Consider the following 19,626-nt stretch of genomic DNA (forward strand, 5'->3'; position numbering starts at 1 on the left):
CGTGTCGGTCAAGCTCCATCCGGCCCTGCCCGCCGACGACCGCAACGGACTGCCCGCCATCGCCGCCTCGCTGATCGAACGTCCCGATGACGTGCATGTCGCGGTCCTGCTCGTGCGGACGAAAGAGATCCGCACCAACGCCCGCACCGGCGACGTCGTGCCCACGGCGGAAATCCTGGCCTGCGAGGCGTACACCGGGACCACCGCCGACGCGGCGGCCCTGCACCGGCTGCTGCGCCGCCAGCACGAGCGCCGCACCGGCAAAGTCGAACTGCCCCTCGAACTCGAGGAAGCCATCGACGGACTGCGCCCCGCCGAAGAGCCCGTCGACGGGCGGGAGGACAGCGACCCGGACGGCGGCCCGTGGTGACCCCCGTCCGCGCCGCCGCACAGTTGCCGCAGCCGCCGTTCCCGATGCCCGCGACCGTGGTCTGCGAGTACTGCGGCCACGCGGCCGTGGCGTTCTGGCCGGGCCGCTACGTCGACCACGGCGGCGGAGTGGTCTGCACCCCGACCGCCGTGCGGCAGGTCCGGCGGGCCGCCGCGTGAGCGAGTACGCGCCGCCGATCCGGCGCAAGAACCACGGCAAGGGCCATTCCTACGTGGACGCGCACGGCGTGAAAGTCCCCGGGGTCACGACGATCCTGTCCGACGGAGTGCCGAAACCCGCGCTGATCAACTGGTCGGCCCGCACGACCGCGGAGTACGCGATCGACCATTGGGACGAGCTGAGCGAACTGGCCCCGTCCGCCCGGTTGAAGGCGCTGAACGGGGCGCGGTTCGCCGACCGCGACGCCGCAGCCAAACGCGGCAGCGAGGTCCACGGCCTCGCCGAACGGCTGGTGAACGGGGACGAGGTCGAGGTCCCCGAGGCATTGGCCGGGCACGTCGACGCGTACGTGGCGTTCCTCGACGCGTTCGCCGTCGAACCGGTCCTGGTCGAGTTCGTGGTGATGTCGGACGCCTACGGGTGGGCCGGAACCGGCGACCTGATCGCGGACTTCCCGACGCTGGGCCTGCGGCTGCTGTGCGACATCAAGACCAGCCGCTCCGGCGTGTACGGCGAAACCGCCTGGCAGCTCGCCGGATACCGCTACGCCGACTACTACATCGACGCCCACGGCGGCCAGCAGCCGATGATCGAGGTCGACGGCTGCGCCGTGATCCACGTCCGCGCCGACGGCGCCGACCTGTACCCGATGACCGCCGGACCCGAGCAGCTGCGCGAATTCCGCTACATCCACCAGGTAGCCCGCGCGTGCGCCCGCTCCCGCGACTACGTCGGGGAGGTGATCCTCCCGCCCACGCTCGCGCAGGCCGGATAGCACCGGCCGCCCCGCACACCAGCACCGCACGTTCCGCGCACCACGCAGAAGCCCCTCTGCCTGCCCTCTGCTGCGCATCACCCGCAGACCGAGGACCAGATGAGCGAGCTTGCGCGCTACGACGCGCCCCACCAGATCACCCGACCGGCACAGGAATCGTCCGCACCGACCCCGCTGGACGAATGGGTCCTCGTCGTGCGCGACGTGTCCAAACTGGCCGGACAGATCGCCGACACCCCATTCGTGCCGGACGGGATGCGCGGCAACCCCGCCGCCGTCACCGCCACCATCCTCACCGGCCGGGAAATGGGTCTCGGCCCGATGACCAGCCTCCAGCACATCCACATCGTCAAGGGAAAACCCGGCAAGAGCGCGGAAATCATGCGCGGGATGGTTCTGGCCGCCGGGCACCACATCCGCGACGTCGAGGTCACCGACACCCGCGCCGTCCTCGAAGGCCGCCGCCGCGACGAGGAGACCTGGACCCGCGTGACCTTCACCGCGGATCAGGCCAAGCGGGCGCGGATCGATCTCGGCGGCTATCCCGAGGACAAGCTGTACGCGCGCGCCACCACACGACTCTGCCGGCGGCGGTTCGCCGACGTCGTCGGCGGAATCGCGCTGACCGTGGACGAACTGGAGGACGGCGAAATCCCGGACACCCCGAAACCCGCCCTGGCACCCCCGTCCGGTACGGCCGGACCCGGAACACCCCCGGCCCCCAAACGCACCGCAAAACGCCGTACAGCCCCGAAAAACCAGGCCCACGGGGCCAAGGCCACCAGTGCCCCCGCCCGGCCCGAGACGCCACCGGAAGAACCGGCCGAAACTCCCGCCCAGGACGCAGCACCGCTGCCCGCCCTGCCCGGCGAGGACGAACCCGGCGACCCCGCAACCTCCGAAACCGGAGACGGCGACGACGAGGAGAAGGTCTCCCGCGCCCAGCTCGACAAGATCCACGCCCAGCTCGGCGACCTGGACGTCAACGACCGCGCCGACAAGCTGAACACCGTCAGCCTGCTCGTGCAACGCCCGCTGCCCACATCCAACGACCTGACCAAACTGGAGGCCACACAAGCGATCGACATCCTCGCCCGGGTCCTCGACAGCAAAGACCCGCGCCGGACGCTGGACGCCGTCCTGGGCGAGCTGGGGTCCTGATCTCTTGTCCTGGTTCAAGGTAGACGACGGGTTTTACGACCACCCCAAGGTCTTCGACGCTTCGGACTGCACCGTGGCGCTCTGGACCCGCGCCGGAAGCTGGTCCGCACGCAACCTCACCGATGGGTTCGTGCCGTCCAACTTGCCCGTGCGGCTCTGCGGCGACCCCGACACCGCAGTGCGGGAACTCGTGGAACGCGGGCTGTGGAGCCGAATCCGTGGCGGATACAAGTTCCACGACTGGACGGACTACCAGCCGACCCGCGCCGACGTCGAAGCCGAGCGCGAACGATGGCGCGTGAACAAAGCCCGGCAACGAAAAGCCAGGTCACCGGCCATGGTGTCCACCGGGGACACCACGCAGGACTCCCCGGGGAATCGCGAAGAGAATCCCGACGAGAGTCCTCGGCGAGTCTCCCGTTCCCGTCCCGTCCCGGAATCCCCTAAAGGGGATTCCCGGGGCGGACGTGCGGGCGCGCGTGCGCGCGAAGCGCGCCCGCCGACCCCCGCCCCAGCCGGGCAACAGCCGCATACCTCGCCGCCGGATGCGCGGTGCGTCGAGCACGAACACGACGACGACCCGCCCCGCTGCGGGGCGTGCGCCCGTGCCCGCCGCATCGCCGAGCAGAACGACCACGAACGCCGCGCGGACACCCGGGTCGCCGAACTGCGCGCCACCCGCGCCGACAAACGCCGCGCCATCGAGAACTGCCCGCTGTGCGACCGCAACGGCTACCGGGGCACCGCCCTGTGCAACCACGACCCCGGAGCCGAAGACCGCGCCGCGCGCGGCCGGTCGCTGATCAACGACCTCATGGGCTGGAACGCCTCACAGAACGCCGACGGACCGAGCTGATGCAGATCCGAATCGAAGCCGCACCGGACGAAGCCGCCCACGCCGCCGCCCGGATCAGCACCGTCCTGGACGTGCGCGAGACCAGCCGGTTCTACCCGAACCGCGGTTCCTCGCGTCTCGGCCGGGTCTACCTGACCGTCGCCGACCCTCCCGCTGGCTCCGGCCCGCTCCGTGCCCGCGCCGAACGCACCGAACCTGCCCGCCGCGCCTGGAACCAGCTCCAACGCGCCGAACACCGGGCCGACCTCACCGCCGAGAACGAATGGGGGCCCGCATGACCACCCTCGACCGCCACACCCGCGCCGAGATCGGCCGCGCCAGCCGCCGACGCGGCAAAGAAGCCGAACAAGCCCTCGCCCGCTGGCTGCGCGCACACGGCTGGCCCTGCGCCCAGCGCATGGTCCGCACCGGGTGGAAAGTCGGCGACCAGCGATCCGCCGACCAGGGCGACATCGACGGCACACCCTGCCTGGTCTGGCAGGTCAAGACCGCCGCCAGCGACTTCACCGACACCGCCGTCCTCGCCGTGCTCGCCGACACCGCCGAGCAGGCCATCGCCGCCGGAGCCGACTACGGCATCGTCGTGCAACGCCGCACCGGCAAGGCCGACCCCGGCCGCTGGCACGCCTGGATCACCGCCGCCGACCTGTACGCCCTCACCCAAGCCGCCCGCGACCCCGACGCGCTGCCCGTCGTCGAACCCCTGCTCGACGTGCCCGTGCGGATGCTGCTGCGCGACCTCGTCCCGCTCCTGCACGCCGCCGGATACGGCGACCGGCCACGACCTACCTCGCCGGGTTCCCGCGCCCCCGCAACCTCCGCGCCGCAGCGTCCACTCGGGACGGATCCAACTCCGGCAGCCCCTCCGAGCGCACCTCCGCCCGCCACGCGCGCAGCATCCGGCCCAGCCGCAGCCGAGCCCGCACCAGATCCACGACCCTCACCTCCCAACCTCTCCCCGGCATCGTCACAACACGCCGACCAGCCGTTACGCCTCGTCCCGCCGGCATCCTCCGACCAGCCGCACAGGCCGAACACCCTGGAGAACACCCGCATGACCGAGCTGCACCGCTGTCACCGCGGCCCCCGCTGCGCCCAGCGCGAACCCGACCCGACCTACCCGCAGATCAAGCACGGCGCAGTCATCAACGCCGCCGAAGGGCTCTGCGACGCCTGCACCCGCCACCTCCGCCAGGCCATCGCCGACATGCCCCGCAACTACCTCGACCTCGAACTCGCGCTCGCCGGAATCCGCGACGGGCTCCGGCAGAACGTCGCCGGAACCCGGGACCCCGCGGTCCCCATCGCGCTCGGCATCGACGCCGCGCAACGCGAACTCGTCCACGAAGCCCAATGCTGGGCCGAATCCGTCGCCGACGTCCTGCACGTCGACTGGGACACCCAAACCGCCCGCGACAGCCGCCCCGGACCCGTCCTCGAACACGCCGCCCTGCTGCTGGAAAACTCCCTCAGCGTGTTCCTCGCGCTGCGCGGCGTCGTCCACACCGGCTGGAGCGACGGCAAATGGACCACCCTGGACCGCGACGGCCTGGACGGCGCGGTCGTGCTGCTCGACCTGCACCACCGCATCCGCGCCCTCACCGGGCAACGCCGCCTCGTCCACCACCTGCCCGCTCCCTGCCCCCGCTGCGAACACCCCGCCCTCCAGCGCGACGACGGCGACGACGTGATCGCCTGCGCAGCCTGCGGACAGAACTACACCTGGGACGAATACCAACGGCTCTGCACCCTGCTCGCCGAGGCGGTGGCATGACCGACCCGTGGCCCTGGCCCGGCGACAGCCCCCTCGACCGCGCCCGCCGCGTCGCCCGCACCTACCGCGACGCCCTCCAGCGCGCCGACCCCCGCGCCTGCGACCAGCTCGACGCGCGATGCCAGCAGCTCGGCCAGAACTGGACCGTGCCGAAACCGATGACATTCGGCACCGACGACCTGCTCGACCTGGACGAGGTCGCCGACATGTGCGACGTCAAACCCGACGCCGTCCGGCAATGGCGCCGACGCGGACTGCCCACAGTGGACACTCCCGACGGCACCCGCTACCAGGTGGCCGACGTGCTCGCCTACCACGCCGGACGACGGCGACGCCGATCTAAACGGCCGTAAACCCTGATATGACAACGGATTCGTGACCAACCCGGGTGGCGCGCGAACGCGTGACTGTACTACCGTTCGCAGCAAGCACCCCCATGCCCGGACACCGCACAAGGGGTGCACGGGACGCGGAACTCGACCAGCACAGGCGAGAACCGCACACATCAGCGGCGGGCCTTCACCAGACGCCCGGCTCATCCAGCACGCGCGACTCTGACCGAAACCCTTTCGCGGGTTGTGCAAGCCCGCCGCTGACGAACACCTCGCCCATCACTCCACTGTGGACACGACTCGATGCCCCACAGCCCGCCCCGCGTCTGCCCCACCTGCCGCGACACCATCCAGCCCGGCCCCTGCCCGAACTGCAGACGCGAACAACAACGCCACAGCGACCAGCGCCGAGGAACCGCCGCCCAACGCGGCTACGACCACCACTGGCAGCACAACCGCGCCGCGTTCCTGCGCGAACATCGCCTCTGCGACCTCTGCCGCCGACCCGCCACCGTGGCCGACCACCACCCCGAAACCCGCCGATCGCTCATCAACCGCGGAGTACCCGACCCCGACGCCTGGCACCGGCTCCGGCCGCTGTGCAAGCCCTGCCACGACCGGCACACCGCGCTCACCAGTCCAGGCGGTTGGAATGCCGACGAAAGACTCAGGCAAAGGTCGGTTCCCTCGACGCAGAAAAAGCCGAGGGAACCGACACAATGCCAGTTACTTAGTTAAACCACGCGCAAGGGGCAACCACATCGAAATTTGACTGACCCCTCATCCCTCATGCAGGAAATCGCCCACGAAATTCGCTCGGGCACCGTTTCCGGATGCGTACCAAGCGGTCGTTCCGCCGTCCGTGCCCGCCGAGATGATGCCGGCGGCGCCAACACCGTCTTCCGGATGCCCATAGAAAGCCGGGCCTCCACTGTCTCCGTCCTGGTCCAGCGGAACCGGAGCGGAGAGCCGAGTTTCGTAGCACATCGGAATCTGGTAACCGGCACCAGTGTCCGGCCACGTTCCGTTCAGGTTCAAGCACTCATCGGGAAGCTGCACCACGCCTGCGCAACGCGTACCGCTGAACGACCCGTTAAGGCAAACAGTCTGCCCTTCGACCGCATTGAAGGAGTACGTAACCCTGGCCACCTTGTAGGCACCGGAGGTATTTTCCCACATTTGCCCCAAGTAAGGCGCACCGTTCATCAATTCGGCATCGGCGTTGTCCACCTGGAATGCAGTGGCGAAAGCACTTCCGATGCCGCCTGCCTCGTAAAGTATGTTCGCATCGCGATCGTAGTATCCCTGAGTCCAGGCAACGTTGGTCGGCCCGCAGTGCCCCGCAGTGGCCATGGCGAAATTCGACGGATCCTGAGCCCAGGTGAAAGCTACGGTGCACTCCTCAACGTACTCGCCGCCGTCTCGGAATATCTCGCGGAACATACGATCTCCGCCGAGAAACGGAGAACTGTCCAGGAGCGGCGGCCCGGCGGTAGCAGCGGTGCCGTTCAGTGCTCGCAGCCTGCTCCTGAATTCCTTCTTGGTGAGATGGACCCTCTTAGGCCGTTCTTTTACCCTGACGATCGACGGAAGCGAATTCGCCCGAGACTCTTGAACAAGTTCGACCTTGTCGCCGAACAGTTTGGCTGCCTCGGTCCGCAACTCCGGGGTTACCTGAGTCAATCCGACGCGAACTTTATTTGCACTTGGATGAATGCCCCACGCGGTGCGCAATTTGGCGGTTTCCGATGCCCACGGCTCAAGTGAAGCGACTTCTTTTTTGGTTCTTTCCAGGTCCGAATAACTGTACCTGACCCGATCCACGACTATCGATGGGCTATCGAGGTTCGTGGAGGCGGTCACCTGATCCCTCAAGGCCGACCTTCGCAGACGGGAGACTGCGTCCAGACGGACCCCGTCAGTCGCATTGATGTGGACCGTGTTGCTCTTCTGGTCGATATACATGCCCGCATACTTTTCAGGCGATTCGGCAACATACTTCTGAAGTTCGCCGATCGACGAAAACCCCGACTGCGGAGCGTCTGACTGCTGGGCGACCGCAGCGCTCGCAACCGTTAAAGACCCGGCGATCATGAACGAACTTACCACTGCAGCCGAGTAGGAATATCTTCGACGATGCATCATTAACCTTCCTCTTTTTTGGGTTAACAGAGGAGAGTTCCACGAGGATTAGCCCTCGTTAAATATGGTCAACCACCAAGCGACCCGAAAGGGGTTCTTCGAGGTCGACCATGTACTCGCCAACCAGTGACATCATGAACCGGTCGCCCCCACTCGGAAACGTGGTGGCAAGAATCTTCACAACCACGCATTCCTCGAAGTATTCGACGTTCACGCCGATAACATCGTTGATTCGCTGCGAGCTGTGATCAACCAGGAATGCCAAGCTCAAGTCATCGCTCGTGCGAGCAACATAAGACCAATTCACGGAGCTGAGACCCGGCTTGTCGGCAACGACATGGACCAGGCGCTTCTTGTCTCGAACAGATTTCTCCGGAACTACCCTTACGCGTCGGCTATCCATCAAACCCTCCCTGCATGGAACCCTACGTCGAACCCTCGGATTACGCGGTCCGCCTACACGGTGATCGTCGGACTGGGGACTCATACCCAGTGTGACAGGCACTGCTCCGCCCGCGTGACACCCGCCGCAACTCCAGGCATAAATGTCCTGTATTCCCCATTCGCCCCCGGACCCGCTCGTCCAGTTCGGCGACGATCGACCTGTGTCCACCACGTACAGCAGCATGGACAAGCGTCAGCGCTCGCCGCTGATCGCTGTCCATGCTGTCGCTCATGCACTTGCTTCCTTCCAGCGCGAACGGCTGCTCTTGGGCTAGATTGCCGGGGATATGGGGGTTTCGATCACGTGTCAACGCGGCACTCCAGACCGCGCCGGTGGTCCCGCGCGCAAAAACCCGAGTTTCGCGAACTCAGTGCAAACGCCTCGGAGGAAACCATGATCGACACGACCGGCCGCCACCCGGGAACGGCGAACATCGCCCGGTACTTCCGTTCCGAGCACCTTGCCGACGAGGGCGCGCGCTCGGTGGCTGAGCAGTGCCACGACTTCGCAGGCGCAGTGATCGATGCCTTGCCGGACGGACCAGAGCTGACGGCCGGACTGCGGAAGCTCTTGGAAGCGAAGGACTGTTTCGTTCGGGCCGCGCTGCCCGACGACGACAGCTAGCCCTCGGCACGACGAAGCCCCCGCGTGGCAGGCGGGGGCTTCGTGGTCTGCCGTTAGTTCAGGTCGTCCTGTACCGCGCGCTTCCACGCCTGTTCGGCATCGTGCTTGGCCTGTTCCGGGGTGGTTGCCTTGCCGGTGGCCAGGATGGCGCCAAAGGGGGTGCCCATGCCGACCTTCCAGGTGTGCGGGCTGTTGACGGCGACTTCGGCCCAGTAGTTCTCGGCGAGGTAGTCGTTCTCCGCCATGAGAAACCACGTGGCGCCGTCTTCCGTTGTTGCCTGCATCCATTCGGTTTCGAGGTTCTGGTTCATGGTGTCGTTCTCCTGTGTCCGGGTCTGTTTTCCTTGTGTGCCTTAATCTTCGACGCTGGGGCGCGATCTAGACCAGCGATCTTTGGTTCCGATCGTGTTCCGTAGGCCACGCGACGACGCGTGAGATCGTTGGCACGCAAAGGGAAACCCCCACGGCATCGCCATGGGGGTCGCCCGGGTGACAAAGGTCGTCACTGGTTTACTGCCTGCGCGAACGCCTGTGCTGCTTGCTGCTGCGCGGTTTCGAGGTCGCCGGCTTCGCCGTCCGCGACGATCCGGCCCGACTCGGGGTATTCGCCGACCTTCCACGCGAACGGGCCTTCGCCGGTTACTTCGGCCCAGTAGTTCTCGGCGGTGCCGTCGTAGTCGGTTGAGTACATCCACACGATGCGGCCGTCGTTGTCGGGGACGTCCTCGATCCACTCGCCGGTCTGGATCTTGTTGCGGGTTTGGTTGTCCATGGTGTCGGTCTCCTGTGTCCGGGCCTTTTCCCTTGTGCCCCTTAAGGATCAGCTCCGAGACGCGATCAGGACCAGCGATCTTCGGTTCCAGTCTTGTTCCGTAGGCCACTGGGGACGCGGCTGCGGCCCCCGCCGCGAATCTGCGGGGGCCGCCTGGGGCGCTACCGGCGGCGCGGGACGTACAGCGCCGCTTTGATGGCCCTGTCGCGCGCCTGCTCGGCGGTCGGCGCATCGCCCTGCGCGACGGCTGGGCCGCCTTCCTTTGCGTAGCCGACGCGCCAGAAGAATGGGCCGTGCGCCGCGATCTCGATGTAGAGCTTCTGGAACTGGCCGGGGTCGTTCGTCCAGAACCGCCACACAACGGTGCCGTCAGCTTCCAGTTCGCGCCCCTGGCGCCATCCGCTCGACGGCAGGGGGTCCGGGATCATGGACACGAGCGCGGCGACGTTGTCCGCGAGGCTCTTGCCCTTGTCCACATCCAGCTCGCACAGGACGTTGCCCTCGTGCGAGCTGAGAAGCAGCTTGCCGTCGCCGTCCGTCTCGACGGCGAACATCATGAAGCCGTTGTCGTGGGGATGGTAGAAGTACATGCCTGTCCGGGCCTTTCGGGGTCGGGGGTCCAGCGGGGGCCGGGGGCGCGGCCGAAACCGCGCCCCCGGGTTACGTCAGCGGGCGTCTTTTTCCTTGCCCTTGAAGGTGATGACGAATTTGCCCTTGATGATGTTGTCCTCGTCGTCGGTGGCCGGTTCGGTTACGACGTTGACCCCGAGCGCGTTCTTCGCGGCGCCCCGGCGGATGGCCGCGACCACGGTCTCCTTGTCGTCCTCGTCCACCGGGCCGACCTGGCGCGGGTTGCCGTCGATGTAGCTTTCCTTGACCAGTTCGGCGAACGGGTTGACGCGCGAGTTGCCGTTGCGGGTTTGGGTGGGCATCTCGTCCACGGTCTTGGCACCGCCGACCAGGGAGCCGAACAGGCCGCTCTTCGCGCCGTTCGGCTTGCCGCCCTTCGCGTCGGCCGGAACTTCGGTGGCCTGCGGGGTCGCGACGGGCTTCGCGGCCGGGGCGGTGGTCTTGGCGGCCGGGGCGGTCGCCTTCGCCGCCGGGGCGGCGGGCTTGGGGGCGGCCTTGGCAGTGGTGGCGGTCTTGTTGGTGTTGGGCGTGGTGGCCATTGTGGAGGCCCTTTCTGTGTGGGTGGCGGGGCCGGTGCCCTGCCTGACACCAATAACTTTCGACCGAAAATCGCCCCAGGAGATCGAGCCATTCGGGTGGTCACGCCTCGGGCCGGATCGAGCACTGACCACGACGAGGAAAGAGAGAACTGCGGATGGCGAACCGGTACGTCGAGTACGTGCCTGTCGAGGACGTCGAGGCGGCGCCCCGCAACCCGAAGGAGCACGACACCGCCGGCATCGGCCGGTCGATCGGCCACTTTGGACTCGCGGAGCTGCCGCTGATCGACGAACGGACCGGCCGCCTGGTGGCCGGGCACGGCCGCTACCACCAGCTGCGCGAGTGGGCTGCCGAAGGCCGAGCCGCACCGGACGGCGTGCAGGTGGACGACGACGGCCGCTGGCTCATGCCGGTGATCCGCGGTTGGTCGTCGCGTTCGGACGACGACGCCGAGGCGTACCTGATCGCGTCGAACCAGCTCACCGTCAAAGGCGGCTGGGACGACCGCATGTTGGCCGAAGTCCTGCACGACCTCGGCGAAGCGCAAATGCTCGACCTGACCGGCTACGAAGCCGACGACCTCGCAGCCCTGGAAGACGCCCTGTCCACTGTGGACGACGAGGGCGAGGGCGGCGAGGGCGACCCCCCGGACAAGGGCGAGGCGTTGCGGCTGGCCGGGGTGACCGTCGGCGAACCCGACTTCGAGACCGCCACGGGACAGGTGTGGGCGCTGAGCCGCCACCGCCTGGTGGTGGCCGATGTCCACACGGGCTGGCCATTGTGGACTCCGCTGCTCGCGGAAGGCACGCTGTTCTGGCCGTATCCGACGATGCTCGCGCCGTTCGCACAGAAAGCCGAGGAACACCCCGTCGTGATGGTCCAACCGCACCCGTACCTCGCCGGGTGGCTGCTGACCAAGTGGAAGCGGATCACCGGCGACGACCCGGTTCTGTCCACTTCGGACACTGCGGGGAGGGCGGCGTGAGCACGATCTGGAAGTACCCGCTGGGGGTCACCGACCGCCAGACCCTCACCATGCCCGCAGGCGCGCGGCTGCTGACCGTCCAGCACCAGCACGGCCACCTGACCTTGTGGGCCGAGGTCGACCCGGCCGCCGAACCGGAGGACCGGACGATCGCGATCGTCGGCACCGGCAACCCGATGCCCTCCGGGACGACGGACTACCTCGGTACCGCGCAGGCGTGGGTCGGGCACCTGGTGTGGCACGTGTTCGAGGTCCGGCCGTGACCGCGGAGGGCGTCGTCGCCACCGGCGGCGGCATGTTCGACCGGGCCGACACCCCGATCTACTTCGCGGCCGGGGAGTCCTCGGCCTACCCGCGTCACCTGCTGCTCGCGGTGAACGACCTGTATCACCGCAGCCAGGAAAAGCGGATGGTCCGGCTGATGGACGAGGGCCACGTGATCCTGCTCGATTCCGGGATCTTCAACCTCACCAACGAGCACAAGCGCAACGTCGGCTGTTCGATGGACGAGGCGTTGTCGCTGCCCCCGGACGAGATCCAGGGGTTCGACCGGCTTTTCGACCGGTACGTCGAACTGGCCACACGCTACGAAGACCGGCTCTGGGGCTACATCGAACTGGACCAGGGCGGGCGGGAGAACAAGATCCGCACCCGAGCGCGGCTGCACGAGCTGGGCCTGAACCCGATCCCGGTCTACCACCCGTTCAACGACGGCTGGGACTACTTCGACCAGCTCGCCGCCGGGTACGACCGGCTCTGCTTCGGCAACGTCGTGCAGGCCAACCACCCCACGCGGGTCCGGCTGCTGCACACGATGTGGGAGCGCCGCCGGCAGTACCCGCACCTGTGGGTCCACGTGCTCGGCCTGTCCGCCTGCGAATGGTGTCTGCCCTGTCCGCCGGACTCGTGCGACTCGTCATCCTGGCTCAACAGCCTCCGCTACCCGGCCGTGCGGACCGAATCGGCGGCGCTGCGGCGCCTCGGCGAGCTGGGGCACCGGTTCCTCTACAGCGAGACCGCGAACCGCGACGTGGCCTGCCAGATGCACGCCGACGCCATGACCAGCACCCTCGCGAACTGGCGGGCGCTGCAAGACCGCTACGCCGAGTTCGGCGAGGTCCCGCACCCGGCCCGCGACGACCGAGAAGGCGAGCTGATGCCATCGTGACCGCGACCGTGTGGACCACCATCTCGGCACCGGGTTTCCACCGGTGGCCCGGGGCGACCGGGCGACGGTCCTATCTGGCCGACCGCCACCGGCACCTGTTCCGCATCACCGCGCACGTCGCGGTCGCCCACGACGACCGCGACATCGAGTTCCACGACCTGCAAGACCTGATCCGCGCGTGGTGGGGACCCGGCACCCGCGAATGCGACACGTCGAGCTGTGAAGACCTCGCACGGAAACTGTGGAACCACCTGCGCAAGTACCACATGCTCGACGTCGTCTCGGTCGAGGTGTCCGAGGACGGCGAATCCGGCGCGACCGTGACGGGGGTGTCCTGAATGGCCAGCACCGTCACCGTCTCCCACAACTTCGAGACCGCGCACCGGCTGCCGCACCTGCCCGGCAAATGCGTGTCCCTGCACGGGCATTCCTGGTGGGCCGAGGTCACCGTGACCGCCCCGGTCCCGGGCGCGGACGGCGTGGTCGTGGAATTCGGCCCGTTCAAGAAGGCCCTGCGCGTCTGGATCGACCAGCACCTCGACCACGGGGTGATGCTCGGTCCCGAGGACCCGCTGGTCCCGTTGCTGCGCGAACACGGCTGCAAGGTCCACGAGGTGCCAGGCTGGCCGACTGTGGAGAACGTCGCCGAATACCTCGCGGACATCGCCGCCGAACTGCTCGACGGCGTCGAGCGCGTCCCCGGCGCGAAGGTGACCGCGGTGAGCGTCCGCGAAACCCACGTCAACCGGGCCGGATGGTGTGCATGAGGACATCGGACTGAGACTCGGTGGGATTGGGGTCAACGCTTCGTTCTCGCCCACATGGCAGCCGCGACGGCGGCCATGACCCCAGCCGTCGCGGCCAACGATGCCCCGCGAGACCGCTGGCGGACCGGCATCGGCACGGTTACCCGCGAAGTTGGTGCGCTCTGCGCCGCCCGCGCCCGGGCCTGGCCGGTTCGTACCTCTTTGCGTGCGTCCACCAGCACTGGGATGAAACCGATGCTGACCGCAAACAGCGCCGGTACGGTGGCGGCACGTGCCAATGCTTTTGGATCGGGAATAGGGCACTCACCTGGAGTACACACGAATGTGGAGTCGGCCGCTCTCGCGAGGACCAGCCCCGCGATGACGATCAGCCAGTACGCGGAGAACTTCCACAGCGCTGATTGAACATTGGCCATCGTTGTGTCGTCGTTCAACCGGACCGCAAGAATGAAGGCTCTGACTAGCAACAGACCCAGCGACCCGGTGAACCCGAAATAGACTCCCAGTGTCACACCGAATGCCTGATCCGCGGAGCTCCAGATAACCCCGGTGAAAGACAGCCAGCCCAAGGCCACCAGGACAAATGCGGTGCCAGCGAGAAACAGGGCAACGAGAGTGATGCCGTAAACCAATGCGTACCCGGCGCGGTCCGGGAGGCTCACCGCCTCGTGTTCGGCTTTGGACAAGTTAAACCGGCCTGCGGGTGTTCCGAAGAGAATCCGTTGGAGACGCGTTCGCGATTCTGTTCCCGTTAACTTCCGAATGTTCATAACACGGAACGATGACACAGGAAGGTCATGAACACTTCAGAACCGGCAGCAGTCGCACAGTCGGAGCAGCCTCAGCGCGCACGATCGGGTGCCGTGGCGGGGACACCGGCCACGTTGGTCGCAAGCGAGGTCTTCGGCCCGACCGCGCAAGGCGAAGGCCCCTCGGCCGGTCGGCGGGCGAGTTTCGTCCGGCTCGGTGGCTGCAACCTCTCCTGCTCGTGGTGCGACACGCCCTACACGTGGGACGGGAGCCGGTTCGACCTGCGGACCGAGCTGGAACGGCGACCAGTGCGGGACATTGCAGACCGTGCGTTGTCCGGGAAACCCGGCCTGGTCGTGATTTCCGGCGGGGAGCCGTTGCTGCACCAGCACCAGCCCGCGTGGACGGAGCTGCTGGAGGGGCTGCGCGGGGGCGGGGCCGATATCGAGATCGAGACCAACGGCACCGTCGCGCCGACGGCGGAGACGCTGGAACCGGCCCTGGGGGTCCGGTTCAACGTCTCGCCGAAGCTCGCGCACTCCGGCGACCCCTCCGAGCGGCGCATCCGCCCGGAGGTGCTGGCCGCGTTCGCCGCGAGCGGGCGCGCGGTGTTCAAGTTCGTGTGCGCGACCGTGTCCGATGTGGACGAGACCGCCGAGCTGGTCGCCCGGCACCGCCTGGACGCGCCGGTGTGGATTTCTCCGGAGGGCACCACCGTCGAGGCTGTCCTGACCCGTACGCAGCTCATCGCCGACCGCGTGATCGAGCACGGTTTCAACCTGGGCACCCGGCTGCACGTGCTGGCCTGGGGAGACGAGAGAGGCCGATGACCACCCACCCGACCACCGCCCTCGCGACCGGCATCCGCGCGTGGCTCGCTGACCGCGGACTCGACCCGGACGAACCGAACCTCGCCGACACCCCCGCGCGGGTCGCACGGGCTTGGACCGAACTGACCGCAGGCTACGACCAGGACCCGGAAACCGTGCTCGAGCGCACGTTCCCGGTCGACCGCTCCGACGGCATGATCGCCGTGACCGGCATCGCGTTCACGTCGATGTGCGCGCACCGCCTGATGCCCTTCACCGGCACCGCGACCATCGCCTACCTGCCCGTCGCCGGAGCCCCCGTCGTCGGCCTGTCGAAGCTGCCGCGCCTGCTCGACATCTACGCCCACCGGCTCCAGGCACAGGAGCAGCTGACCCACCAGGTCACCGAAGCCCTCGACACCTACCTGAAAACCGAAGGCTCCGCGTGCATCGTGCGCGCCGAACACGGGTGCATGACCCAGCGCGGCATCCGCAAACCCGGCGCGGCCATGGTCACCACCGCCGTGACCGGCCGGTTCGCCGCCGACCCGGAGCTGCGGGCGCAACTGTGGGACCTGCACCGAGGAGGCTGACATGGGGCGACGCGGTGTCCCGCCGAAGCCGACCGCGCTGCGGATCATCGAAGGCGACCGGCACACCGAGCGCTACAACCACCACGAACCGATCCCGCGCGGCGGCCCTCCGGAGTGCCCGGACGACGTGGCCGACGCGGTCCGCGAGATCTGGGACTACACCGTCGGCGAACTCGACGCGATGGGCATCGCGCACGCATGCGACCGCGACACCCTGCTCTGCTACTGCGAAGCCGTCATGGCACATCGCCGTGCCTCGGCCGTCGTCGCGAAAACCGGCGTGATCCAGAAGGGCCTGCACGGCGGGTACGTGCGGAACCCGGCGCTGGTGATCCAGCGCGATTCTGCGCATGTGATCCGCGCGTTCGCGCAGGAATTCGGACTGACTCCCTCGGCTCGGACACGGATCGAGCAGACGGATGGGGCTAGCCGTGACGGAAGCGAAGGCAACCCGTTCGCGGGCACCGGCTAACGACTCACCTTCGAGCCTGCCGATTTGTTGTAAGTCCCGATTTTCCGTGGCCGTGTTACTGGCAAACAGCCAATCAGGTGGGACTGCGACAAACGGGTGGGATCCGTGGGCAGTGCCTCGCCGGAAGCCGGAACTGTCGGTGGCCGGGTGTACCACTTGCGCGACCGCACATTTAGGAGGATGAGCCGTGCCACCACGCAACTACACCCGCGCTGACCGCGCCGCATTGATCCTGTTCGGACGAGGCAAGTGCTACTGGGGTCCGGGCTGCACCGAGCCTCTGCTCACGAAAGTTGAGAACCGATACCGGCTCAACCTGCAGATCGCACACATCAGGACCGACAAGGCGAAAGCCGAACGCTACGTACCGAATATTTCACGTGAAAAAGTTGATGCGTTCGAGAATTTGTTGTTCCTCTGCAAGCCGCACCACGACACGGTCGACGAGCGAGGAGCCGCCGCGCGGTTCACCATCGAAGTCCTCGAAGGCTGGAAACTGGAGCGCGAGGACGGCTCCTACGAGGAATTGCGGGGACTTCGCGACATCACCGAGGATGGCTTGGTCGAGCGGATCACCACGGCCGTCGAAGAACAGAACAACGATATCCGCACTACGTTGGCGCGTCTTGACCAGAATGACCAGGAAGCAGCGGCCCTTATTCGTGAGCTGTCAGACGAGATCCGAGGGTTGCGCAACGCAAGCTCCGTCCTGGACCCGGACGCGGTTTCGATGCTCAGCCATGCAGCACGCGACCTCAGCCATCTTCAGGACAGCGCCTCAGCTTTGATGCATGCCGCACGCGACCTTGCACACCTCGAAGACAGCGCTTCGAGGTTGGCAGAGGCCGCCAACAGCGCGGCGGGCCTGCAAGATGTCGCAGAAAGCATCAGCAGTTCAGTGCGCCGCGCCAGCGACTTCATGTAGACCCACCCCGTCACAGCCGGCCTCGCCCGTTCGGCCCGATCTGGGCAGGGACGAGGTCGGCTGTGACGGCGAAGCCAACCCGTTCGCGGGCAGCGGCTAAACGTCCTCCTTTACGCGCAACCCTCGCCCGGCTGCGGATCTCGCCCGAGGTCGGCTGGTACCTGCACTCGCGCGGCATCCCCCTCCCGTCCTGCCCGCCCGCGATCAAAACCCCCGAAGGCGGCGCGCGGCGCGGAGCACGGTTCGACCCGGCCCGCGTCGACCGCGTCCTCGACGTGTTCTCCCGGTTGCGGCACACGCAAGGCAAGTGGGCCGGGCAGCCGTTGCGGCCGGACCCGTGGCAGATCGCCTACATCCTCGCCCCGGTCTTCGGGTGGGTGTACCGCAACGAAGACGGCGACTGGGTCCGCGTCACCCGCCGCGTCTACGTCGACGTACCAAGGAAAAACGGGAAAACGACGCTCGCGGGCGGGTTCGCCACCTATCTCACGTGCGCCGACAACGAAGCGGGTGCGCAGGTGTACGCCGTCGCCAGCGGACGGGACCAGGCGCGGTACTGCTTCGACCCGGTCCGCCAGCTCGCGCAGAAGTCCCCGGCGCTCGCGCCGTACGTGAAGGCGCTGGCGCACCGGATCATCCACCAGCCCAGCGGCAGCTATTTCGCGGTCGTGTCCAAGCTGGCCGACGTCCTGCACGGCGCGAACGTCGCGGGCGCGATCATCGACGAACTGCACGTCCACAAGACCCCGGACCTGGTCGAGGCCGTGGAAACCGGCACCGGTAGCCGGACGCAGCCGCTGGTGTTCACCATCACCACCGCCGACGACGGCCGCGCGGAAAACGATCTACGCGCGCCGCCGGCACTACGTGGAGCAGATCGCCCGGGGCGCACTCCGGGACTCCTCGATGTACGGGGTCGTCTGGGCGGCCGACCGCGAAGACGACCCGTTCGCCGAGCCCACCTGGAAGAAAGCAAACCCGGGCTACGGAGTCTCGCCGTCGAAGGCGTATCTGGAGACCGCCGCGCGCGAGGCACGCAACTCGCCCGCCGATCTGGCGAAGTTCCTGCGGCTGCATCTCGGGATTCGCACCCGGCAGCAGACCCGCTACCTGGACCTAGAGGTCTGGGACCGCAACGCGTCCATCGTGGACGAAGCCCGCCTCGCCGGGCGCCCTGCCTACGGCGGCCTGGACCTCGCCTCGACCAGCGACCTGTGCGCGCTGGCGTGGTGCTTCCCCGACGGCGAGGGCGGGCACGACCTGCTGTGGCGGCTGTGGTGCCCGGAGGCCGCGCTGGAGGCCATCGACCGGCGCACCGCCGGGCAGGCGAGGGTGTGGGCCGACCGCGGACTGCTGGTCGCCACCCCCGGCGACGTCGCCGACTACGACTACATCCGCACGCAGATCAACCTCGACCGGGAGAAGTTCGCGGTCCGGGAGATCGCCTACGACCCCTGGAACGCCAGCCAGCTCGTGTCCGACCTGCTCGGCGACGGCGCACCGCTGGCGAAGATGCGCCAGGGGTTCGCGTCGATGTCCGCGCCCACCAAGGAATTCCAGCGGCTCGCGCTGGAAGGCACGGCCGAGACGCCCCGGCTGCGCCACGGCGGGAACCCCGCTATCCGCTGGCAGGTCGACAACCTCGCCGTCGAGATGGACGCCGCCGGCAACGTCAAACCGTCCAAGCGCAACAGCGGCGACAAGATCGACGGCGTCGTGGCGCTCATCATGGCGCTCGACCGGGCCGTGCACCACACACTGCCCCGCCGCTCCGTCTACGATGACGGCGACCTCGAAATCGTGTAGTTGCGTTACCCGGCTTCCCCGAGGAACCACACGAAAAGGTCGAAGGCGCGGTCGCAGTAGGGATCAGCCTCCACTTCATGGTCGGCGACGTTTTCGGGTATGCCCGACCGCAAGAGTGCTGCGATCTCTCCGAGAATCGAGGCGCTCGCGGTCCCGACGGACGCTGCATCGTCCTCGGCGATAGGAAGGTCGACGGCGATAGTGTCACCGGATTCGTAGTACGTCAAGTAAGCTCGCAGTTTTCCGTTGCCGATCTTCATGAATCCTGACAGGAAGAGCGGGAAGACTTGCTGAAACTTCTGAACATCGTGTGCGCTCGCGGCCGGGTCGATGTTTAAGCTTGTCAGGCTCAAGAACATCGATGTGCTTGCTGGATCGTCCGGCGAGCCGAAGTCCTGGGCTTCGAAGTCAGTAATGGACGGGTCGTTCGACAGGGCAGCGAGCGCGTTTTCCAATCCGGCTACGAAATCCGTTGACGATATTGGCGATCCGTCGTTACCAGTGAGTTGGAACCAGACCGACAGCGTCGAACGGCTTTGTGTTGACGATGGCACCGAGAGAGCGGCGAGAAATCTATCGGCGGACGAGCGGACGATCCCGATGACTGACGGGCTGCGCTTGAGCTGAAGCGGCGAAGTCAGCTGCACTGCCCGGTCGAGGATCTCTCGGTACGCTCCGTCGAGGACATGCCGAGCCGGGTGGCCCTGAGTTTTCCCAGGGTCACCCGGCGACGCAGCAGCCACGTTGGCT

28 protein-coding genes and 1 pseudogene are annotated in these 19,626 nt (G+C 67.3%); 20 read left to right on the forward strand and 9 right to left on the reverse strand.

The features are described from left to right. Position 1 precedes the first annotated feature (1 nt). The 8 genes from ACZ7OI_RS10205 to ACZ7OI_RS10240 all read left to right on the forward strand — a co-directional run bounded on the left by ACZ7OI_RS10205 (position 2) and on the right by ACZ7OI_RS10240 (position 5,469). On the forward strand, positions 2–370 hold the full coding sequence (locus ACZ7OI_RS10205; protein ID WP_470263843.1) for a hypothetical protein: 369 nt from the start codon (positions 2–4) through the stop codon (positions 368–370). Beyond that, positions 367–549 carry a hypothetical protein gene (locus ACZ7OI_RS10210; protein ID WP_470263844.1) on the forward strand — a complete coding sequence of 61 codons (183 nt, stop codon included), beginning with the start codon at positions 367–369 and terminating at the stop codon, positions 547–549. The genes ACZ7OI_RS10205 and ACZ7OI_RS10210 overlap by 4 nt, the downstream gene beginning before the upstream one ends. Next, positions 546–1,325: a hypothetical protein gene (locus ACZ7OI_RS10215; protein WP_470263845.1), complete on the forward strand. Its 780-nt coding sequence runs from the start codon at positions 546–548 to the stop codon at positions 1,323–1,325. The genes ACZ7OI_RS10210 and ACZ7OI_RS10215 overlap by 4 nt, the downstream gene beginning before the upstream one ends. 99 nt (positions 1,326–1,424) lie before the next feature. Then, positions 1,425–2,486, forward strand: a complete 1,062-nt coding sequence (locus ACZ7OI_RS10220; protein WP_470263846.1) for a hypothetical protein — start codon at positions 1,425–1,427, stop codon at positions 2,484–2,486. A gap of 4 nt (positions 2,487–2,490) precedes the next feature. After that, positions 2,491–3,342 carry a hypothetical protein gene (locus ACZ7OI_RS10225; protein ID WP_470263847.1) on the forward strand — a complete coding sequence of 284 codons (852 nt, stop codon included), beginning with the start codon at positions 2,491–2,493 and terminating at the stop codon, positions 3,340–3,342. Then, a complete protein-coding gene (locus ACZ7OI_RS10230; protein WP_470263848.1) occupies positions 3,342–3,620 on the forward strand; it encodes a hypothetical protein in 279 nt (92 codons plus the stop codon). The genes ACZ7OI_RS10225 and ACZ7OI_RS10230 overlap by 1 nt, the downstream gene beginning before the upstream one ends. Beyond that, on the forward strand, positions 3,617–5,116 hold the full coding sequence (locus ACZ7OI_RS10235; RefSeq protein ID WP_470263849.1) for a hypothetical protein: 1,500 nt from the start codon (positions 3,617–3,619) through the stop codon (positions 5,114–5,116). The genes ACZ7OI_RS10230 and ACZ7OI_RS10235 overlap by 4 nt, the downstream gene beginning before the upstream one ends. Beyond that, positions 5,113–5,469: a helix-turn-helix domain-containing protein gene (locus tag ACZ7OI_RS10240; RefSeq protein WP_470263850.1), complete on the forward strand. Its 357-nt coding sequence runs from the start codon at positions 5,113–5,115 to the stop codon at positions 5,467–5,469. The genes ACZ7OI_RS10235 and ACZ7OI_RS10240 overlap by 4 nt, the downstream gene beginning before the upstream one ends. Before the next feature lie 258 nt (positions 5,470–5,727). On the opposite strand, the gene ACZ7OI_RS10245 is transcribed toward ACZ7OI_RS10240, so the two are convergent. The 3 genes from ACZ7OI_RS10245 to ACZ7OI_RS10255 form a co-directional block, all read right to left on the reverse strand. Then, complete coding sequence (locus ACZ7OI_RS10245; RefSeq protein ID WP_470263851.1) at positions 5,728–6,063, reverse strand: hypothetical protein; 336 nt, start codon at positions 6,061–6,063, stop codon at positions 5,728–5,730. A 165-nt stretch (positions 6,064–6,228) separates the two neighbouring features. Continuing rightward, positions 6,229–7,593, reverse strand: coding sequence for a chymotrypsin family serine protease (locus tag ACZ7OI_RS10250; RefSeq protein ID WP_470263852.1), 1,365 nt, complete (start codon positions 7,591–7,593; stop codon positions 6,229–6,231). 55 nt (positions 7,594–7,648) lie between these two features. Next, positions 7,649–7,993 carry a hypothetical protein gene (locus ACZ7OI_RS10255; protein WP_470263853.1) on the reverse strand — a complete coding sequence of 115 codons (345 nt, stop codon included), beginning with the start codon at positions 7,991–7,993 and terminating at the stop codon, positions 7,649–7,651. A 435-nt stretch (positions 7,994–8,428) separates the two neighbouring features. On the opposite strand from ACZ7OI_RS10255, the gene ACZ7OI_RS10260 reads away from it, so the two are divergent. Next, positions 8,429–8,659 carry a hypothetical protein gene (locus tag ACZ7OI_RS10260; RefSeq protein WP_470234317.1) on the forward strand — a complete coding sequence of 77 codons (231 nt, stop codon included), beginning with the start codon at positions 8,429–8,431 and terminating at the stop codon, positions 8,657–8,659. 53 nt (positions 8,660–8,712) lie between these two features. Here the strand turns inward: ACZ7OI_RS10260 and ACZ7OI_RS10265 are convergent, their stop codons facing one another. The 4 genes from ACZ7OI_RS10265 to ACZ7OI_RS10280 all read right to left on the reverse strand — a co-directional run bounded on the left by ACZ7OI_RS10265 (position 8,713) and on the right by ACZ7OI_RS10280 (position 10,600). Beyond that, positions 8,713–8,970 carry a hypothetical protein gene (locus ACZ7OI_RS10265; RefSeq protein WP_470263854.1) on the reverse strand — a complete coding sequence of 86 codons (258 nt, stop codon included), beginning with the start codon at positions 8,968–8,970 and terminating at the stop codon, positions 8,713–8,715. Between the two features lie 191 nt (positions 8,971–9,161). Beyond that, positions 9,162–9,431, reverse strand: coding sequence for a hypothetical protein (locus ACZ7OI_RS10270; protein ID WP_470263855.1), 270 nt, complete (start codon positions 9,429–9,431; stop codon positions 9,162–9,164). 161 nt (positions 9,432–9,592) lie between these two features. After that, the gene (locus ACZ7OI_RS10275; RefSeq protein ID WP_470263856.1) at positions 9,593–10,021 is read right to left on the reverse strand and encodes a hypothetical protein; all 429 of its coding nucleotides are present in this window, start codon (positions 10,019–10,021) and stop codon (positions 9,593–9,595) included. A 75-nt stretch (positions 10,022–10,096) separates the two neighbouring features. Further along, positions 10,097–10,600, reverse strand: a complete 504-nt coding sequence (locus ACZ7OI_RS10280) for a hypothetical protein (RefSeq protein ID WP_470263857.1) — start codon at positions 10,598–10,600, stop codon at positions 10,097–10,099. A 155-nt stretch (positions 10,601–10,755) separates the two neighbouring features. Here ACZ7OI_RS10280 and ACZ7OI_RS10285 point away from each other — a divergent pair, with 155 nt between their 5' ends. The 5 genes from ACZ7OI_RS10285 to ACZ7OI_RS10305 are packed head-to-tail and all read left to right on the forward strand — an operon-like array spanning position 10,756 to position 13,521. Further along, entirely contained in the window at positions 10,756–11,586 is an 831-nt protein-coding gene (locus ACZ7OI_RS10285) for a ParB N-terminal domain-containing protein (protein ID WP_470263858.1), read from the forward strand. Then, positions 11,583–11,849 (forward strand): DUF7352 domain-containing protein, encoded by a 267-nt coding sequence (locus ACZ7OI_RS10290; protein ID WP_470263859.1) that lies wholly within the window; start codon positions 11,583–11,585, stop codon positions 11,847–11,849. Before ACZ7OI_RS10285 ends, ACZ7OI_RS10290 begins: the two co-directional genes overlap by 4 nt. Next, a complete protein-coding gene (locus ACZ7OI_RS10295; RefSeq protein ID WP_470263860.1) occupies positions 11,846–12,754 on the forward strand; it encodes a hypothetical protein in 909 nt (302 codons plus the stop codon). Before ACZ7OI_RS10290 ends, ACZ7OI_RS10295 begins: the two co-directional genes overlap by 4 nt. Further along, the gene (locus ACZ7OI_RS10300; protein WP_470263861.1) at positions 12,751–13,092 is read left to right on the forward strand and encodes a hypothetical protein; all 342 of its coding nucleotides are present in this window, start codon (positions 12,751–12,753) and stop codon (positions 13,090–13,092) included. The genes ACZ7OI_RS10295 and ACZ7OI_RS10300 overlap by 4 nt, the downstream gene beginning before the upstream one ends. After that, on the forward strand, positions 13,093–13,521 hold the full coding sequence (locus ACZ7OI_RS10305; protein ID WP_470235786.1) for a 6-pyruvoyl trahydropterin synthase family protein: 429 nt from the start codon (positions 13,093–13,095) through the stop codon (positions 13,519–13,521). Positions 13,522–13,553: 32 nt separating this feature from the next. On the opposite strand, the gene ACZ7OI_RS10310 is transcribed toward ACZ7OI_RS10305, so the two are convergent. Beyond that, complete coding sequence (locus ACZ7OI_RS10310) at positions 13,554–14,291, reverse strand: hypothetical protein (protein ID WP_470263862.1); 738 nt, start codon at positions 14,289–14,291, stop codon at positions 13,554–13,556. 93 nt (positions 14,292–14,384) lie between these two features. Here ACZ7OI_RS10310 and ACZ7OI_RS10315 point away from each other — a divergent pair, with 93 nt between their 5' ends. From ACZ7OI_RS10315 to ACZ7OI_RS10340, 6 genes and pseudogenes are all read left to right on the forward strand, one after another. Then, on the forward strand, positions 14,385–15,101 hold the full coding sequence (locus ACZ7OI_RS10315; protein WP_470263863.1) for a 7-carboxy-7-deazaguanine synthase QueE: 717 nt from the start codon (positions 14,385–14,387) through the stop codon (positions 15,099–15,101). Next, positions 15,098–15,673: a GTP cyclohydrolase I gene (gene folE / locus ACZ7OI_RS10320; RefSeq protein ID WP_470263864.1), complete on the forward strand. Its 576-nt coding sequence runs from the start codon at positions 15,098–15,100 to the stop codon at positions 15,671–15,673. The genes ACZ7OI_RS10315 and folE overlap by 4 nt, the downstream gene beginning before the upstream one ends. 1 nt (position 15,674) lies before the next feature. Then, entirely contained in the window at positions 15,675–16,145 is a 471-nt protein-coding gene (locus ACZ7OI_RS10325) for a phage terminase small subunit P27 family (protein WP_470263865.1), read from the forward strand. Positions 16,146–16,332: 187 nt separating this feature from the next. Beyond that, entirely contained in the window at positions 16,333–17,070 is a 738-nt protein-coding gene (locus ACZ7OI_RS10330; protein WP_470263866.1) for a hypothetical protein, read from the forward strand. A gap of 377 nt (positions 17,071–17,447) precedes the next feature. Continuing rightward, positions 17,448–17,843: pseudogene (locus ACZ7OI_RS10335) on the forward strand (terminase large subunit domain-containing protein); the annotation flags it as partial. A gap of 94 nt (positions 17,844–17,937) precedes the next feature. Further along, the gene (locus ACZ7OI_RS10340) at positions 17,938–18,876 is read left to right on the forward strand and encodes a terminase TerL endonuclease subunit (protein WP_470263867.1); all 939 of its coding nucleotides are present in this window, start codon (positions 17,938–17,940) and stop codon (positions 18,874–18,876) included. 5 nt (positions 18,877–18,881) lie between these two features. Here ACZ7OI_RS10340 and ACZ7OI_RS10345 read toward each other — a convergent pair whose 3' ends face one another. Further along, positions 18,882–19,619 (reverse strand): hypothetical protein, encoded by a 738-nt coding sequence (locus ACZ7OI_RS10345; protein ID WP_470263868.1) that lies wholly within the window; start codon positions 19,617–19,619, stop codon positions 18,882–18,884. Between the last annotated feature and the right edge of the window lie 7 nt (positions 19,620–19,626).

Source organism: Amycolatopsis sp. NPDC114503 (genome assembly GCF_055633655.1).